Origin of the sequence: Amycolatopsis sp. GM8 (assembly GCF_021653975.1) — a bacterium.
Classification (GTDB): Bacteria; Actinomycetota; Actinomycetes; order Mycobacteriales; family Pseudonocardiaceae; genus Amycolatopsis_E.
In genome coordinates, this window is the sequence record NZ_JAJKFK010000009.1 from 73925 (window position 1) to 89824 (window position 15900).

The window sequence follows — 15900 nt, forward strand, 5'->3', positions numbered from 1 at the left end:
GCCGCCGCAGCACCCAGGTCCAGTCCTTGGTGTCAGGGGTGATCATGCGTTCAGTATCCCGAGCGCCGCGTCGTGCACGTGCCCGTTGGACGACAGCGCCGAACCGCCGTCGAACCGGACCGCGCCGGTCAGGTCGCTGAACCGGCCGCCCGCCTCGGCCAGCAGGACCTGCATCGGCGCGACGTCCCACGGGTTGACGATCGGCTCGGCGGCCAGGTCGATCGCGCCCTCCGCGACCAGGCAGTGCTGCCAGAAATCGCCGAACGCCCGCGTTTCCCAGCACGCGTCGTTCAGCGCCAGGTACTTCTCGCGCGAGTGGTACTCGGCCCACGAGTTCAGGTGCGTGGTCGACAGGTACGCGTCGCTGAGCGAAGAAACGCCCGAGACCGAGATCCGCCGGTCACCCGTCGAGTCGCGCAGCCATGCGCCCTCGCCCGTGCTCGCCCACCAGCGGCGCCCCAGCAGTGGCGCGCTCACCATGCCGACCACCGGCGTGCCGTCCTCGACGAGTGCGATCAGGGTGGCCCAGACCGGCCCGCCGCGCAGGAAGTTCTTGGTGCCGTCGATCGGGTCGAGGATCCAGGTCCGGCCCGTCGACCAGCCGGAACCGCCGCGTTCCTCACCCGCGACCCCGTCCGACGGCCGCTGCGACGCGAGCAGTTCGCGCACCGCGTCCTCGACCGCGGTGTCCGCGTCGGTGACCGGCGTGCGGTCCGGTTTGCTGCGCACGGACAGGTCGAGCGCGCGGAACCGGGCGGTGGTGATGGCGTCGGCGGCGTCGGCGAGACGCCCTGCGAGAGTGAGATCGTCCGAGTAGCTGGCCACGCCACGATGTTTTCACGGGTCCCGGTCGTAGAGTTGGCCAGGTGAGCATGGTGTTACTTGCCGAGGACGATCCGGCGATCGCGGAGCCACTGTCACGCGCGCTTCAGCGGGAGGGCTACGAGGTCCAGGTCGTGGAGGACGGGCCGGCCGCGCTGGAGGCGACCGGCGAACACCGGGTGGACCTGCTCGTGCTCGACCTCGGCCTGCCCGGCATGGACGGTCTGGAGGTGTGCCGCCGCCTGCGCGCGAGCGGCACCGAGTTGCCGGTGCTGATGCTCACCGCGCGCACCGACGAGGTCGACTTCGTGGTCGGCCTCGACGCCGGCGCCGACGACTACGTCGCCAAGCCGTTCCGGCTCGCCGAGCTGCTCGCCCGCATCCGCGCGCTGCTGCGCCGCCGGGCGCCGGAGGTGCTGGAGGCCGGTGGGGTCCGGATGGATCTCGGCGCGCGGCTGGTCACCGTCGAAGGCCGCGAGATCCAGCTGGCGAAGAAGGAGTTCGAGCTGCTGCGGGTGCTGATGAGCCACGCGGGCGAGGTGGTCAGCCGCGACGAGATCCTCGGCGAGGTCTGGAACGAGCTGGAGTCCAAGACCTCGAAGACGCTCGACATGCACATGTCCTGGCTGCGCCGGAAACTCTCGGTGACCAGCGACGGCAAGGGCGCGGTCGTGCACTCCGGCGACGGCGAGCGTCGCATCGCGACGGTGCGCGGCGTCGGCTTCCGTTTCAACACCGAATAAACCGCCGTGCGACGCCGGATCCTGCTCGCCATCCTGCTGGCCGTCGCGGTGACCGCGGCGGCACTCGGCATCCCGCTGGGCATCACGGCCTGGAAGCTCGTCGACAGCATTACCACCGAGGACCTCGGGGCGCGCGCCTCACAGATCGCCGCGACCCTCGACACCGACCTGGCCGACGGCGCGCTCAGCAGTGACGAGCTGGCCAAGGTCGCGGTCGCCATCCCGGCCGGCGGGCGGCTGACCGTGCGGCTGCCCGGCCGGCCGGAGCAGACCGAGGGCTCCGACCCCGGCGGCGACGTCGTCACGGCCCGCGTGCAGCTGGCCCGCGACGGCACCCTGGAACTCGCCACGCCCGCCGGCCCGACCCGGTCGCGGCAGACCACGGTCACGCTCGCCGTGCTATTGCTGGTGGTGCTGTCGGTCAGCATCGGCACCGTGGTCGCGACGGTCACCGCACGCCGGCTGGCCAAACCGCTGCGGCATGTCGCCGAGCGTGCCGCGAAGCTCGGCGGCGGCGACTTCCGGCCCGACCCCAGCCGCTACGGCGTCGGCGAGCTGGACATGGTGGCCGAGGCGCTGGACACGTCCGGGACCGCGCTGGCCCAGCTCGTGCAGCGGGAACGGCAGCTCGTCGGCGACGTCTCACACCAGCTGCGCAGCCGCCTCACCGCGCTGCAACTGCGGCTGGACTCGCTGATCATCGTCGACGACAGCGAGGTCGCCGACGAGGTCCGGGCGGCGCAGGAGCAGGCCGATCGGTTGTCCGAAGCGCTGGAGGAGCTGCTCGCGGCGGCCCGCGCGGCGAGCGAGGTCGACGCGCAGCCGGTCGAGCTGGCGAGCGCGTTGCCGGAGGTCGCGCAGGAGTGGCGGCAGCTGTTGCGCGCGGAGGGCCGGAACCTGCGGCTGAAGATCGGGGACGGCCTGATCGGGCGGGCCACGCCGGGCCGGCTGCGGGAGGTCGTGGGTGTGTTGCTGGACAACGCGTTGCGCCACGGCGCCGGCACGGTCACGCTCGCCGCCCGGCGTGGCGACGCGGAGGGCACGGTGGTGGTCGAGGTGAGCGATAACGGGTCCGGCATCCCGGACGAGCTGGTGCCGCACGTGTTCGAGCGCGGGTTCTCCGGCGGCGGTTCGACCGGTGTGGGCCTGGCGCTGGCACGCGCGCTCGCGGAGGCCGACGGCGGGCGCCTGGAGTTGTCGAGCCGGCGGCCGGCGGTGTTCAGCCTGTTCCTGCGCGTGCCGAGCCCGGGCGATGTGCACGAGGTGCGGTGGCCGTCCGAGCGGGTGCCGCGCTAGTCAGCGGCGCGGCCGCAGTTCCTTGATCTCGGCGACCTTGGAGCCGTTGGTTTCGACGATCTTCACCACGTCCCGGCGGCGCTTGCCGAGATCGTCCGGGAAGACCCATTTCTTGAAGCCCCAGAAGCGGAACACCATCGCCAGCAGCGTGCCGATGATCGATCCGCTGACGAAGTCCGCCGTCTCCTGCGCCCACCGCTCCACGTTCGGCACCTCGAGATGCAACCCGTAGCGCGAGATGTAGAGCGGGATCAGGTTCACCACCACGGCGAGCCCGCTGATCACGAAGAACAGCGCCGCCTCGTGGTGCCGTTCGCGGCCGCCGCGGGTGCGGAACGACCATTCACGGTTCAGGATGTACGACACAATGGTCGCGACGATGATGGCGATCGCTTTCGAGGTGGTCGGCTTGTCCTCGAGCACGGTCAGTTTGAGCAGGTACCACACACCGTTGTCGACGATGAATGTCGTGCCGCCGACGATGCCGAATTTCAACAGTTCCCGGTGCTTGATCAGCACGGCGCGCAAACGCTCCGGGGCGTGCGAAAGAACGCTTTCCACGACGGTCACGACCGCAGTCTACGGAGTCCGGGAAAACGCTGGTGATCAGGCGGCCCGTTGGCCCGGTTCGTCCGGTTCCACGGCGCGGGCCCGCACCACCCGGGGCCGCGCGCCGGCCTCCGGGAACACCCATTTCTTGAAGGCCCACCAGCGGAAAACCATCGCGACGAGGGTGCCGAGAATCATTCCGCTGAAATAGTCCGCGATCTCCTGGGTGAGCAATCCGACGTGCGGTGTCTGCAAATCCAGCACGTACCGCGAGATCGCGAGTGGCAGCGAGTTGAGGCCGACCGCGATACCGCTGATCACGAAGAAGAGTGCTGCCTCGTGCTGGCGTTCGCGGCCGCCGCGGGTGCGGAACGACCATTCCCGCGACAGCACATACGACGCGATGGTCGCCACCAGCACGGCCAGGATGAGTGCCGTCACCGGGTTCCCGCGCAGGATCGTGAGCTTCAGCGTGTAGTTCACGACGTTGGTGAGCACGAAGCACGCCCCACCGACGACCGCGAACTTCAGCAGCTCACGATGTTTGATCAGCAGATCGCGCACAGGCGTCGGCAACATGCGGAGCGCGGTGTCAATGGCGGCCACGATGCCAGACGGTACTCCTGCTCACTACCACGGAATCCACGGCAGCCACCACCATGGCTTGCCGGGCTTCTCTGTGGTGCTCTCCGGCGTCGTGGTGGTCGTGGTGGTCGTCGTGGTGCTGCTGCTCGTGGTGGACGTCGTCTCCTCAGTCGACTGCGTCGACGACGTGGTCGTGGGAAGCGGCAACGGCACCGACGATGTCTCCTTCGACGTCGTCGACGGTTTCGACGATGTCGTGGTGGTCGTCGAGTCCGTGGTCGTCGTGGTGGTCGGCGCCGGCATCAGTGCCGGCGGCACGGCCGGCTGGCAGAACGGGTCGCCCCACGACCCGCAGCCGCATTCGATGGTCTGCGACTGGCGCGCTTTGCCGAGCGCGGCCGTGACCGTGATCGCCTGGTTGTCGCCGAACGGGTGCCCTGTGACCACGAACCACAGCTTCAGGTGCTCCCCGGGCGCCAGCGCGTGCTTGCTCGTGCAGGTCGTCGTCGCGCCGGACGTGCAGTCGGCCTGCAGGCCGCCCGGCACCAGGTGGGCCGGCTGGTCGATCGTCACGGTCGCGGGCTTGGTGCTCTGACCCGTGTTCGTGACGACCACGCTCACCCACGTCGGATCCGCCCATGGCCACGGGTCGTTCCAGCCGGCCTCGACGCTCAGGCCGACCCCGTCGGCGGGCATCGGCTTGACCGCGACCGGCACGTTGATGGACACGCGCATCGCGGAACCGGACGAGACCGTGCCGGTGACCTGTCCGGCCTGCGCGTCGGGATCGGCGAGCAGGCGGAACCTCAGCACCGCCGTCTCGCCCGGTTGCAGCCCGCGGCCGGTGGTGCAGCTGACCGTGCCGGTGCCGGCTGGGCAGTCGACGCTCAGCGGGCCGGTGGTCTCGTCCGCGGCCTGGTCCGTCGCCTCGGCGGGGAAACCGCGCGCGCCGATGGTGCCGCCACCGCCGCCGGGACCCACCGCGCGCACGCCCGGGGGCAGGTTCAGGGTCGCCGACACTGGGTCGGACACGCTGCCGCCGTCGTTGCGAACGGTGATCGGCAGCTCTACCGGGGTGCCGGAGCTGGGGTCGAGTTCGATCTCGCCCGGCGGGGACTGCGCGGTGATGTTCGCCGGCGCCGGTGCGGGCGGCGGGGGTGCGGGCGCGGCCGGCGGAGCCGGGACGACCGGGGCCGGCGGCGGGGCCACCGGAGGCGCGGGAGGCGCGGGCACCGCCGGAGCCGGTGGTGCCGCGGGCGGTGCGGCCGGCGCCGGCGGCGGAGCCGGGGCGATGGCGGCCGGTGGCGGTGGTGCCACGGCGGCCGCTGGAATCTCCTGGTTGCCGCCACCGGCGGCGAGCGCGACGGCGACCGCGGCCGCGATCGCGACACCCGACGCGGCGACGCCGATGAACTGCCGGGGCCCGGCCGCGGCGGCACCCGCGGCGCCACCCGCCGAACCGGCGGACGCGGCGGCCACGGTCGCCGTCGCGGCGACCGCCTTGGTGCCCGAGGCCGCGAGGTACGCGAACACCGCGCCGCCCAGCACGATCGGGGCGACCACGGCGCGCAGCGCGCCGTTGACGTCGGCGAGTTCGGCGGCCAGCGCGCGGCACCGGTCGCATTCGTCGAGATGGGCCTCGACCTGGGCACGCTCCCGTTTGGACAGACCGTCGCGGGTCCACGCGCCGAGCCGGTCCGCGGTGGCGCGGCAGCGTTCCGCCGAGGTCTCGGCGAGGTGCACCTGCAGGTACGCCTGCCGCAGCCCCTCGCGGGCGCGATAGGCCAGCGCGGACACGCCGTTCGCGGTCAGCCCGAGCAACGGCGCGACCTCGGCCGGTGTCTGGCCTTCGATCTCGGTGTGCCACAGCACGGCCTGCCACCGCTCGGGCAGCCGCGCGAACGCCTTGGCGGCCATCGTGCGTTCCAGGCCCGCGACGGCGGTGTCCGAGAACGGCACGGTCAGCGCCTCGGTCGCCGCGCTGCCGGCGCTGGTGAGCGTGGACATGTCGTCGTTGAGATCGAGCCGCTTGTCCTTGCGCGTCTTGTCGTACGCGGTGTGCCGTAGCGCGGTCAGCAGGTAGGCGCGGAACGCGGTGTCCGGCCCCTTGCCGGCGCGCAGCGTGTCCAGCACCTTCGCGAACGCGTCCGAGACCAGGTCGTCGGACTCCGCCTTCGAGCGGGCCAGTTGGCGGGCGAGGTTGTAGGCGGCACCGACATGGCGTTCGTACAACGTGCCGTACGCGGCGAGATTCCCGCCGCGGACCGCGGAGATCAGTTCCGTGTCGCTCTTGTCGTCGAAATCCGCAGGAACGGTGGACACTGCTCTCCCTCTGTCCAGGCATTTGTAACGACGGTCCCCGCACCGTCTATGAACCCTGACGTCGTGCACCGATCAGTGTGACGGACGTTGTCACGCAGGTCACCCTCCGGGGTCGTAGAGGACACCAAGGGTGCAACGAGATCACCGGATTTCCCGTCACAACAAGGCAGCGGATACGTCACCCCGGTGCACGGACGGAGCGAAAGGACGGTCGCGAGTGGATGCATCGGCCAGCGGCGGGGGCGATCCCCGGCAGCGGAGCTGGAGGCCGCGCGGTGCGCTCACCGACCCGGAAACCGATCGCTCGCTGCGCTCGCTGAGAGCGAAATGGCGCACGGCGAGTCTCGCCGCGGGCTGGCGGTTCCCGAGCGACTGGGCGCTGCCCGAGGTCGACGCGGTGTGCGCGGCGGCGATCAGGGGCGGCGGGACGGAGATCCCGCTGGCCGGGCTCGCCAGGGCGCGGGCCGCGGCCGGCGCCGGGCTGGCCGAGGTACTGAGCGATCTCGCCGCCTTCCACGCCGTGCTGAGCGACCCCGCCGCGGACGACGGCTTCGTCTCGCCGGACGTCGACGCGATCCCCGCCCGGATGCTGCGGGTGACCGCGCTCGCGTGGGCCGATGTGGCGATGGACCAGCTCGCGCACATCGAGGTCGTCGACCCGCTCACCGGGCTGCCGACGGCGGCGTACCTGCGCACGCGGCTCGGCGAGAGCTACCGCCAGGCGAAGCTCGACGGGCGAACGGTCGGCGAGGACCTCACGCTGCTGGTGGTCGGCCTCGATCTGTCCACTGTGGCCGGCTGGCACCGGGTGACCGGGATGATCCTGCTCGCCGAGGCATTGCGCGCGGTGCTCGACGGCGGCGAGACCGTCGCCTCGCTCGGCCCGTCCACGCTCGCCGCGGTGCTGCCGAGGGACGGCCAGATCACCTCGAAGGCGATCCAGCTCCGGCGCGCGCTGCACGACCGGCTGTCGGTGGACAACCAGCTCGACGGGATGGCCGGACCACGGATCCGCCTGGTCCGGTTGCCCGCGACGCACGAGGCGGCGTGCGAGCTCCTGCACCGGCTCGCCCGATCCTGACCTCCACGCCCGGTTCGGCGCCGTGAACAGGGGGCTTGTGCGCCGGCAGATGCGGATTCGTGATTTCCTGAAGGGGTGACACAGTCAGTCCCCGCAGCGGACAGCGAACCGTTGACGCGATCGTCGCTGCCGCGCCTGGCGCTGCGCACCTCGCTCGCCCGGCTGTCGGTGCGGCCGCGGTCGATGCTGTTGCTGGCGCTCGGTCCGGTGCTGGCGATCCTGCTGGGCGTCGTCGGCTGGATCTTCGACTGGCGGCTCGGCGTCGACAGCGCCGTGTACCGCGCGGGCGCGCTGACCCTGCTGCACGGCGACCCGCTGTACGACGGCAGCACGCTGGCCCCCGAGCCGTGGTGGGCGCTGCTGCCGTTCACCTACGCGCCGTCGGCCGCGCTGCTGTTCGTGCCGCTCGCGATCCTGCCGCCGCAGCTGGCGTGGGGTGTCCTCGGCGCGATCTCGTTGCTGGCGCTGGCGCTGGTCATCCGGGTCACGATCGCGTCGCTGCCGGCCGCGATGGCCGGGGCCCGCTGGTGGTCCTCGCCCGCCCGCGCGACGCTCGTGTTCTCCATCGTGCTGCTCGGCCTGGAACCGGTGTGGCGCACCATCTTCCTCGGCCAGATCAACCTGATCCTGATGGCGCTCGTGGTGGTCGACGTGCTCGTCGTGACCGCGCGGGGCGGGCGCGGCGGCGGGATCATGGTCGGTGTCGCGGCCGCGGTGAAGCTGACGCCGTTGATCTTCGTGGTGCACCTGTTCCTGACCGGCAAGCGCGCCGACGCCGTGCGCGCGCTCGTCACGTTCCTCGGGCTGCAGCTGCTGATGCTGGTGCTGATTCCCGGCGACACCATCCATTACTGGACCAAGACGATCTCCGACACCGGCCGGATCGGGCCCGTGCACTGGGCCGGCAACCAGTCGCTCAACGGCCTGATGAACCGGGTGACCGACCTGGCGCCGTGGGCATCGAAGGCCGCGATCGGGATCAGCGCGCTGCTCGCGATCCCGGCGATCTGGCTGATGCTGCGGTTCCACCGCCGTGGCCAGGCGCTCGCCGCGCTGCTGGTCACCGCGTTCTTCGGGCTGCTGGCCTCGCCGATCTCGTGGTCACACCACTGGGTGTGGGCGGCGCCGCTGATCCTGCTGCTGATCTCGCGCCTGCCGCGGACCTCGCCCGCGACGGCCTGGCGCAGATGGGTCGGCACCGGCGCGGTGATCATCGTGTTCGTCAGCTGCGTGCTGCTGGTGCTGCCGAACGGCCGGAACATCGAGCTGCACTGGAAGTTCTGGCAGTCCGTGCTCGGCAACGCCTACATCCTGATGCCGCTCGTGCTTGCCGCGGTGCTGGTCGTGCGCTGGGCCTGGCTACGCTACCGCCGTGTCGATTCCACGCCTGTCCGCTGACCCCGGGCGGCTGCTGGTTGCCCTGCTCATCGCCGGCACGCTCGCGTTCGGGGTCTGGGGCTGGCTCGCGGGCTGGCATGTGGGTATCGACAGCGCGGTGTACCGGTCCGGTGCGCTGACCTTCCTGCACGGCAATCCGCTGTACAGCATCCAGCGGCTGACGGATCTGCCACCGTGGATCGCGCTGCCGTTCACCTACCCGCCCGCCGCCGCGCTGCTGTTCGTCCCGCTGGCCGCGCTGCCCGCGGGGCTCGCGTGGGCGCTCATCTCGACGGCTTCGGTGATCTCGCTGGCCGTCGTCGTGTACGTGTGCCTGCGGCCGGCACGCTGGCTCCTGATCGCCGGGGTCACCGTCGCGGCCCTCGCGCTGGAACCGGTGTGGAAGACGTTCTCGCTCGGGCAGGTCAATCTGATCCTGCTGGCGCTGATCGTGGTCGACGTGCTGCTGCGGCCCCGCTGGTCCGGGGTGCTGGTGGGCATCGCGGCGGCGGTGAAGCTGACCCCGCTGATCTTCGTCGCGTACCTGTTCGTCGTCGGCCGGTGGCGTGACGGGCTGCGCGCGCTCGGCACGTTCGTCGCCCTGCAGGCGCTGATGTTCGCGCTGACGCCGTCGGACGCGGTGACCTACTGGACGCAGGCGGCGTTCGACCCCGGCCGCGTCGGTGGGGTGGCGTGGGCTTTCAACCAGTCGTTCAACGGCCTGCTCTACCGCGCTTCCCACGCGGCGTCGTGGTCGGCGGAGGTCGCGCTGCTCGTGGCGGCCGTGCTCGCGGTGCCGGCGGTGTGGCTCGTGCGGCGGTGGCACCGGCGCGGCGAGGAGCTGGCCGCGTTGCTGGTCACCGCTTTCCTCGGGCTGCTGGCCTCGCCGATTTCGTGGTCGCACCACTGGGTTTGGGTGGTTCCGCTGATCGCGTTGCTGATCGCGAAGCGGCGGTGGGTGTGGGCCGTGCTGACCGCGGCGTTCTTCGCGAGCGGTGTCCTGATGGCTGTCCCGAGGGGCGAGAACGCGGAGCTGGGCTGGACGGTCGGCCAGTCGATCATCGGCAACGCGTATGTCATCGCGGCGGTGCTCGGAATCGTCGGCCTCACCGTCCGTGAGCTGCGTCTCCGATATCCTGACTGACCGTGGACAAACGCACGGGCCTTCCCGTAGTCGGCATGGTGGGTGGCGGTCAGCTCGCCAGGATGACCCATCAGGCGGCGATCGCGCTCGGCCAGTCGCTGCGGGTGCTCGCCGCGAGCGAGGACGACGCGGCGGCGCTGGTCGCCGCCGACGTCACCATCGGGCACCACACGGATTTCGACGCGCTGCTGGCGTTCGCGAAGACGGTCGACGTGCTGACGTTCGACCACGAGCACGTGCCGGGCGAGCACCTGCTGGCGATCGCGATGAACTCCGACATCCCGATCCGGCCGGGCCCGGACGCGCTGGCCTTCGCGCAGAACAAGCTGATCATGCGCGAGCGGCTGGCCGTCGAGGACTACCCGTGCCCGCCGTTCGCCGAAGTGTCCGAAGTAGACGATGTGCTGAAGTTCGCCGGGGAGCACTCGTGGCCGGTGGTGGTCAAGGCCGTGACTGGTGGCTACGACGGTCGCGGGGTCTGGATGCCCGGCTCCGAGGCCGAGGCACGTGCGCTCGTGCCGGAGCTGCTGGCCGCCGGCACGCAGCTGATGGTCGAGCGGCGCGTCGAGATGCGGCGTGAGCTGTGCGCACTGGTGGCCCGGTCGCCGTTCGGGCAGGGCGCGGCCTGGCCGGTGGTCGAGACCGTGCAGAAGGACGGGATCAACACCGAGGTGCTGGCGCCGGCGCCCGGCCTGACCGCGCGGAAGGTCGACGAGGCGCAGGATCTCGCGTTGCGGCTCGCGGAGGCGCTGGGTGTCGTCGGCGTGCTCGCGGTCGAGCTGTTCGACACCGACGGCGGGCTGATCATCAACGAGCTCGCGATGCGGCCGCACAATTCCGGCCACTGGACGATGGACGGTTCGCGGACCTCGCAGTTCGAGCAGCATCTGCGTGCGGTGCTGGACTACCCGCTCGGTTCGACGGAGCTGCTCGCGCCGACGGCGATGGCGAACGTGCTGGGCGCGCCGGTGCTGCCGCAGATGGGGCCGGACGAGCGGCTGCACCATTTGTTCGCGCGGTTCCCGGACGCCAGGGTGCACCTGTACGGCAAGGGCGAGCGGCCGGGCCGGAAGCTCGGGCACGTCAACTTCACCGGCCGCGACATGCCGGAGCTGCGGTCGCGTGCGACGCTGGCCGCGCACTGGCTGTCGCATGCCGCATGGCTCGACGGCTACCGGATCCACTGACATCCACGGCAAGGAGTAACGGTGACCCCGCAGGTTGGCGTGATCATGGGCAGTGACTCGGACTGGCCCACGCTGGAGGCCGCCGGGCAGGCGCTGGCCGAGTTCGGTGTGGCGTACGAGGTCGGGGTCTACTCGGCGCACCGCACGCCGCGGCGGATGCTCGACTACGCCTCGTCCGCCGCGGACCGGGGCCTGCGGGTGATCATCGCCGGCGCCGGAGGTGCCGCGCACCTGCCGGGCATGGTCGCGTCGGCGACGGTGCTGCCGGTGATCGGCGTGCCGGTGCCGCTGAAGTACCTGGACGGCATGGACTCGCTGCTGTCGATCGTGCAGATGCCGGCCGGCGTCCCGGTGGCGACCGTGTCCATCGGCGGCGCCCGGAACGCCGGGCTGCTGGCCGTCCGCATCCTGGCGGCGCACGACCCGGCGCTACGCGAGCGCATGGCCACCTTCCAGGCGGATCTGGAGAAGCTGGTGCTGGCCAAGGACTCCGCGCTGCGGGAGAAGCTCAGCTGAGCTGCTTGCGCAGTTCCCGCTTCAGTACCTTTCCCGCCGCGGACACCGGGATCTCGTCCACGAAGTACAGTTCCCGGATTCGCTTGTACGGCAGCACGTTCTCGTTCACTGCCGTCAGCAGGGACTCATCCGTGACGGCTTCGTCGGCGCGCACGACGAACGCCACCGGCAGCTCCCCGACGTCGGCCCGCTTGCGCCCGACCACGGCGGCCGAGCGCACGCCCGGCTGGGCCATCAGCAGCTCTTCCAGCTCCCGCGGGTACACGTTGTATCCCTTGTACAGCAGCATGTCCTTCTTGCGATCCACAATGGACAGAAAGCCGTCCTCGTCCAGCACGCCGATGTCGCCGGTGTGCAGCCACCCGTCGACGAGCGTGCCGGCCGTCTCCGCCGGGCGGTTGTGGTAGCCGACCATCACCTGCGGGCCCCGGATGCAGACCTCGCCCTGCTCCCCGGTCGGCAGCGGGTCCTCGCCGCCCTCGACGGGCACGAGCTTCACCTCGGTGTCGAACACCGGCACCCCGACCGTGCCCGGTTTCCCTTGCCCGGAACGGAAAGTGGGCCCGCTCGTGGCGCCCATGGTGACCTCGGTGAGCCCGTAGCCCTCGCTGATCACGACGTCCGGAAACCGGCGACGCAGCGCGCGGGTCATCTCGTGCGGCATCGGCGCCGCGCCGGAACCCAGTGACCGCACGGAAGAAAGGTCCCGCGTCTGGAAGTCCGGGCAGGCCAGCAGCGCGGCGAACAGCGCGGGCGCGCCACCGATCATCGTGACGCGCAGGCGTTCGGCGTCGCGGAGATACCGCACCGGGTCGAACCCGTCCTGCAGCGCGACCGTCGTGCCGGCCAGCATCGGCGCGTTCAGGCCGGCGATCGTGCCCATCGCGTGGAACCACGGCGTGAGGGTGATGACGACGCCCGTGCCCAGCCGGCTCGGCCACTCGTCCGCGCTGCCGACCTGGTCCAGCGTCACGTTGCCGTCGGCGTCCAGTTCGGGCACGCAGCCGCTGCCCCAGCACATGTACTGCAGCGAGTTCACGACCACGTTCCGATGCGGCAGCTCGACACCCTTGGACCGGCCGGTGGTGCCGCCGGTGTAGGCGAGGTGCGCGAGCCGGGTGTGGATGTCGATCTCCACGTCCGGCCGGGTCTCCGGTTGTTCGGCATGGAACTGGTCGAAGTCCTCGCCGATGGTGACGACCAGCCGCACGCTGGTGTGGTCCCGGATCGCCGCAAGCGTTTGCGCGGCCTTGCCGATGCTGACCGCCGCGATCGCGCCGGAGTCGCTGAGCTGCGCGGCCAGGTCGGCGGGCGGCAGCAGCGGGTTCGCCGGGGTGAAGGTGGCACCGGCGAGCAGGATTCCGTAGTACGCCACGGGATACTCGAGGCAGTTCGGCGCGTGCACGGCGACTGTGTCACCGGGGCCGATGCCGTTCGCGCGCAGGGCGTTCGCGAACCGGCGGGCCGCGCGGTACACCTCGGCGAAGGTCAGCTGACGGTCGTTGTGCAGATACGCGACGCGGTCGCCCCAGCGGGTGGCCGCACCGGCGACGATGGCGCCAACGGGGACTTCGGGGTATTCGAGTGAACCCGGCACTTCACTGGGCAGGGTGATCGGCATCACTCCACCATAGGCCGCGAGTGCGGCCAAGGACACAAGAGCCGTCACTAAGCGGGCGCTAACCTGAGGGAGAGATTCTTGCCGTTAGTAGGGGTGATACCGGTGTCGGACGGTCCGGGCTTGTACCAGTTGGCCGAAGAGCATGAAGAGCTGCGCGCCGCGGTGCGTGCGTTGGCGGAGAAGGAAATCGCCCCGCACGCGGCCGATGTCGACGAGCAGGAGCGGTACCCGGTCGAGGCGCGCGACGCGCTGGTGAAGGCCGGGTTCTCCGCGGTGCACATCCCGGAGGCCTACGAGGGTCAGGGTGCGGACGCGATCGCGGCGTGCATCGTGATCGAGGAGGTCGCGCGGGTCGACGGGTCGGCGTCGCTGATCCCGGCGGTGAACAAGCTCGGCACGCAGCCGATCATCCTGTCGGCGTCGGAGGAGCTGAAGAAGCTGGTGCTGCCGGACATCGCGGCCGGCGCCTCGGCGTCGTACGGGTTGTCCGAGCGGGAAGCCGGGTCCGACACGGCGTCGATGCGCACTCGCGCCCGCCTCGAGGGTGACTCGTGGGTGCTCAACGGCACCAAGGCGTGGATCACCAACGCCGGCGAGTCGACCTGGTACACGGTGATGGCCGTGACCGACCCGGACGCGCCGAAGAAGTCCAGCGGGATCTCCGCGTTCGTCGTGCACAAGGACGACCCGGGCTTTTCGGTCGGCCCGAAGGAACGGAAGCTCGGCATCAAGGGCTCGCCGACGCGGGAGATCTACTTCGAGAACTGCGCCATTCCCGCCGACCGGATCATCGGCGAACCCGGCACCGGCCTGAAGACGGCGCTGCGGACGCTGGATCACACCCGCCCGACGATCGGGGCGCAGGCGCTCGGTATCGCACAGGGCGCGCTCGATGCCGCGGTCGCGTATGTGAAGGACCGCAAGCAGTTCGGGCAGGCGATCGCGGAGTTCCAGGGCGTGCAGTTCATGCTCGCCGACATGGGCATGAAGATCGAAGCCGCGCGGCACCTGGTGTACGCGTCCGCCGCCGCTTCCGAACGCGGCGACGCGCGCGCCGGGTTCATCGCCTCCGCGGCGAAGACCTACGCCTCGGATATCGCGATGTCGGTGACCACCGACGCGGTCCAGCTGTTCGGCGGCGCCGGTTACACCCGCGACTTCCCGGTCGAACGCATGATGCGCGACGCCAAGATCACGCAAATCTATGAGGGGACGAACCAGATCCAGCGGATGGTGATGGCTCGTTCGCTGTTGAAGGGCTGAGCGTTCGGCGGTTCGGGCGGGTCGTGGTTTTCAGAATCGGGCCGCCCGGACACCGTCTTGACAACCGGCCCCGTCCACGACGAGGTCCGCTCGGCTTCGAGTGTCGTCTTCGCTGAAGAAGCGCTCCTCGACGTCCTGCCAACGGAGCCACAAGTCCCGGTGCCCCTCCCCGTCCCGGGCGAGTCCGCGCTTCAGCCGTTGATCGCGCGGAGCTTCGACCCACGGCAGCTTTCGCTCCCGTTGCAACGAAGAGCGGAACTCGTCCCTCTCCCAGTCACGCATCTGGTAACAGGCCTTCCGGCCACTCAGGAGCGGCACGAGGACTTCCTCCTCGAATCGGGGGCGCCAGCCGGAAAAGTCGTCCCAGGACACGAAGTCGTCGGCCTCGATCATCGGGGCGTCCGCCAACGCGGCGAGAGCCCGGGCGAAGGTGCTTTTGAGCGCTACACAGACCGTCGCGCATTTGTGACCTGCGGCGCGGCGTACATTCCCGATCCCATACGGCCGATGTACGGCGGATGGGGCACCCTGTAGGCATGGTGCCGGAGGCCACTCCCATCCTGGCGTTCGCGGCGATCCTCCTCGGGATCGTCGCGGCCGCTGCCAACGGTGACGCCTGGTGGTTCTTCGCCGGCGTCATCGCCGTCGTGTTCCTGATCGAGAAACCCGTCGACGCCGCCTGACCGCCGCTCGGTCAGTCCAGGAGGTCGACCGTCGTGCGCTCGGCGCGCCGCCGGTCGGCCAGTTTCGCCGGGTCCGGATGGGACACCTGCACCAGATGCGCCCCCGCCGCGAGCGGCGTGACAAAGCCCCGCAGCACCCCGGCGGGAACAGTCCATTCCATTGTGGACAGAACCCGCGCACCGGCCGGCACCGAGCCGACGCCGGCCAACACCTCGTCCACTGTGGACCCTGCGAGTGCTGGTGTGTCGCCGGGGATCGGCGCGAGCGGGCTGAAGTTGTCCCCGGCCAGCCGGGCTTCGTTGAGGTAGTCGAGGGCACCGTCGGGCGGCGGGGAGGCCAGCCCGCGGCCCATCGGATCGAGCGCGACGACAGCCGTGACGCCCGACACGGCGGCACCGGGCGCGACGAACGTGACCCGCGCGTCGTCGGAGTGGTCGACCACCTCCGCCCCGCACCACCACGCGCCCAGCAGCACGCCCGCCGTCTGCCAGTGCGCGGGCAACCGCACGGCCACCTCGTCGCCCGGCTCCACGTCGAACTCGTCGACCAGCCAGTTCGCGGTCTTCGCGGCCCAGTTCGCCACCGTCGCGACCGACAGTTCGACCCGGGTGCCCGCCGCGTCGTCGTAGTGCGTGATCAGCGGACGTGACGGCGACAACGACCGGAATAGGCGCTCAGTCAAGCTCATACGGAGAATCTAATTGCCGCGC

General features: G+C 70.8%; 16 protein-coding genes. 9 read left to right on the forward strand and 7 right to left on the reverse strand.

The genetic code is table 11. The annotated features are described in order from the left end of the window. Positions 1–42: 42 nt before the first annotated feature. Positions 43–825, reverse strand: coding sequence for a histidinol-phosphatase (gene hisN, locus LOZ83_RS33350; RefSeq protein ID WP_236795750.1), 783 nt, complete (start codon positions 823–825; stop codon positions 43–45). Positions 826–872: 47 nt separating this feature from the next. Between hisN and LOZ83_RS33355 the strand changes: the two genes are divergently transcribed. After that, on the forward strand, positions 873–1565 hold the full coding sequence (locus LOZ83_RS33355) for a response regulator transcription factor (protein ID WP_236795987.1): 693 nt from the start codon (positions 873–875) through the stop codon (positions 1563–1565). A gap of 6 nt (positions 1566–1571) precedes the next feature. After that, positions 1572–2861: an ATP-binding protein gene (locus tag LOZ83_RS33360; protein ID WP_236795751.1), complete on the forward strand. Its 1290-nt coding sequence runs from the start codon at positions 1572–1574 to the stop codon at positions 2859–2861. Here the strand turns inward: LOZ83_RS33360 and LOZ83_RS33365 are convergent, their stop codons facing one another. The 3 genes from LOZ83_RS33365 to LOZ83_RS33375 are packed head-to-tail and all read right to left on the reverse strand — an operon-like array spanning position 2862 to position 6317. Next, positions 2862–3431, reverse strand: a complete 570-nt coding sequence (locus LOZ83_RS33365) for a GtrA family protein (RefSeq protein ID WP_236795752.1) — start codon at positions 3429–3431, stop codon at positions 2862–2864. Between the two features lie 36 nt (positions 3432–3467). Further along, complete coding sequence (locus tag LOZ83_RS33370; RefSeq protein ID WP_236795988.1) at positions 3468–3989, reverse strand: GtrA family protein; 522 nt, start codon at positions 3987–3989, stop codon at positions 3468–3470. Between the two features lie 51 nt (positions 3990–4040). Continuing rightward, positions 4041–6317 (reverse strand): sigma-70 family RNA polymerase sigma factor, encoded by a 2277-nt coding sequence (locus LOZ83_RS33375; protein WP_236795753.1) that lies wholly within the window; start codon positions 6315–6317, stop codon positions 4041–4043. Between the two features lie 217 nt (positions 6318–6534). Between LOZ83_RS33375 and LOZ83_RS33380 the strand changes: the two genes are divergently transcribed. From LOZ83_RS33380 to purE, 5 genes are all read left to right on the forward strand, one after another. Further along, positions 6535–7398, forward strand: coding sequence for a GGDEF domain-containing protein (locus LOZ83_RS33380; RefSeq protein ID WP_374202743.1), 864 nt, complete (start codon positions 6535–6537; stop codon positions 7396–7398). Positions 7399–7473: 75 nt separating this feature from the next. Further along, positions 7474–8796, forward strand: a complete 1323-nt coding sequence (locus tag LOZ83_RS33385; RefSeq protein WP_236795754.1) for a glycosyltransferase 87 family protein — start codon at positions 7474–7476, stop codon at positions 8794–8796. Further along, a complete protein-coding gene (locus LOZ83_RS33390) occupies positions 8771–9919 on the forward strand; it encodes a glycosyltransferase 87 family protein (RefSeq protein WP_374202744.1) in 1149 nt (382 codons plus the stop codon). Before LOZ83_RS33385 ends, LOZ83_RS33390 begins: the two co-directional genes overlap by 26 nt. A 2-nt stretch (positions 9920–9921) precedes the next feature. Beyond that, positions 9922–11106 carry a 5-(carboxyamino)imidazole ribonucleotide synthase gene (locus LOZ83_RS33395; RefSeq protein WP_236795755.1) on the forward strand — a complete coding sequence of 395 codons (1185 nt, stop codon included), beginning with the start codon at positions 9922–9924 and terminating at the stop codon, positions 11104–11106. 21 nt (positions 11107–11127) lie between these two features. Then, positions 11128–11622 (forward strand): 5-(carboxyamino)imidazole ribonucleotide mutase, encoded by a 495-nt coding sequence (gene purE, locus LOZ83_RS33400; RefSeq protein WP_236795756.1) that lies wholly within the window; start codon positions 11128–11130, stop codon positions 11620–11622. Here purE and LOZ83_RS33405 read toward each other — a convergent pair. After that, entirely contained in the window at positions 11615–13243 is a 1629-nt protein-coding gene (locus tag LOZ83_RS33405; protein ID WP_236795757.1) for a class I adenylate-forming enzyme family protein, read from the reverse strand. The genes purE and LOZ83_RS33405 overlap by 8 nt on opposite strands. Before the next feature lie 93 nt (positions 13244–13336). Here LOZ83_RS33405 and LOZ83_RS33410 point away from each other — a divergent pair, with 93 nt between their 5' ends. Continuing rightward, positions 13337–14506 carry an acyl-CoA dehydrogenase family protein gene (locus LOZ83_RS33410; RefSeq protein WP_236795991.1) on the forward strand — a complete coding sequence of 390 codons (1170 nt, stop codon included), beginning with the start codon at positions 13337–13339 and terminating at the stop codon, positions 14504–14506. A 30-nt stretch (positions 14507–14536) separates the two neighbouring features. Here LOZ83_RS33410 and LOZ83_RS33415 read toward each other — a convergent pair whose 3' ends face one another. Further along, positions 14537–14899, reverse strand: a complete 363-nt coding sequence (locus LOZ83_RS33415) for a hypothetical protein (protein ID WP_236795758.1) — start codon at positions 14897–14899, stop codon at positions 14537–14539. 143 nt (positions 14900–15042) lie between these two features. On the opposite strand from LOZ83_RS33415, the gene LOZ83_RS33420 reads away from it, so the two are divergent. Next, entirely contained in the window at positions 15043–15189 is a 147-nt protein-coding gene (locus LOZ83_RS33420; protein WP_236795759.1) for a hypothetical protein, read from the forward strand. Between the two features lie 11 nt (positions 15190–15200). On the opposite strand, the gene LOZ83_RS33425 is transcribed toward LOZ83_RS33420, so the two are convergent. Beyond that, positions 15201–15878 carry a TIGR03089 family protein gene (locus LOZ83_RS33425; protein ID WP_236795760.1) on the reverse strand — a complete coding sequence of 226 codons (678 nt, stop codon included), beginning with the start codon at positions 15876–15878 and terminating at the stop codon, positions 15201–15203. Between the last annotated feature and the right edge of the window lie 22 nt (positions 15879–15900).

What these genes read in the sequence shown, in the direction of transcription:
- LOZ83_RS33425 (WP_236795760.1), bottom strand. Translation starts at nt 15,878, where the DNA reads ATGAGCTTGACTGAGCGCCTATTCCGGTCGTTGTCGCCGTCACGTCCG.
- LOZ83_RS33370 (WP_236795988.1), bottom strand. Translation starts at nt 3,989, where the DNA reads ATGTTGCCGACGCCTGTGCGCGATCTGCTGATCAAACATCGTGAGCTG.
- LOZ83_RS33415 (WP_236795758.1), bottom strand. Translation starts at nt 14,899, where the DNA reads ATGATCGAGGCCGACGACTTCGTGTCCTGGGACGACTTTTCCGGCTGG.
- LOZ83_RS33420 (WP_236795759.1), top strand. Translation starts at nt 15,043, where the DNA reads ATGGTGCCGGAGGCCACTCCCATCCTGGCGTTCGCGGCGATCCTCCTC.
- LOZ83_RS33405 (WP_236795757.1), bottom strand. Translation starts at nt 13,243, where the DNA reads ATGCCGATCACCCTGCCCAGTGAAGTGCCGGGTTCACTCGAATACCCC.
- LOZ83_RS33355 (WP_236795987.1), top strand. Translation starts at nt 873, where the DNA reads ATGGTGTTACTTGCCGAGGACGATCCGGCGATCGCGGAGCCACTGTCA.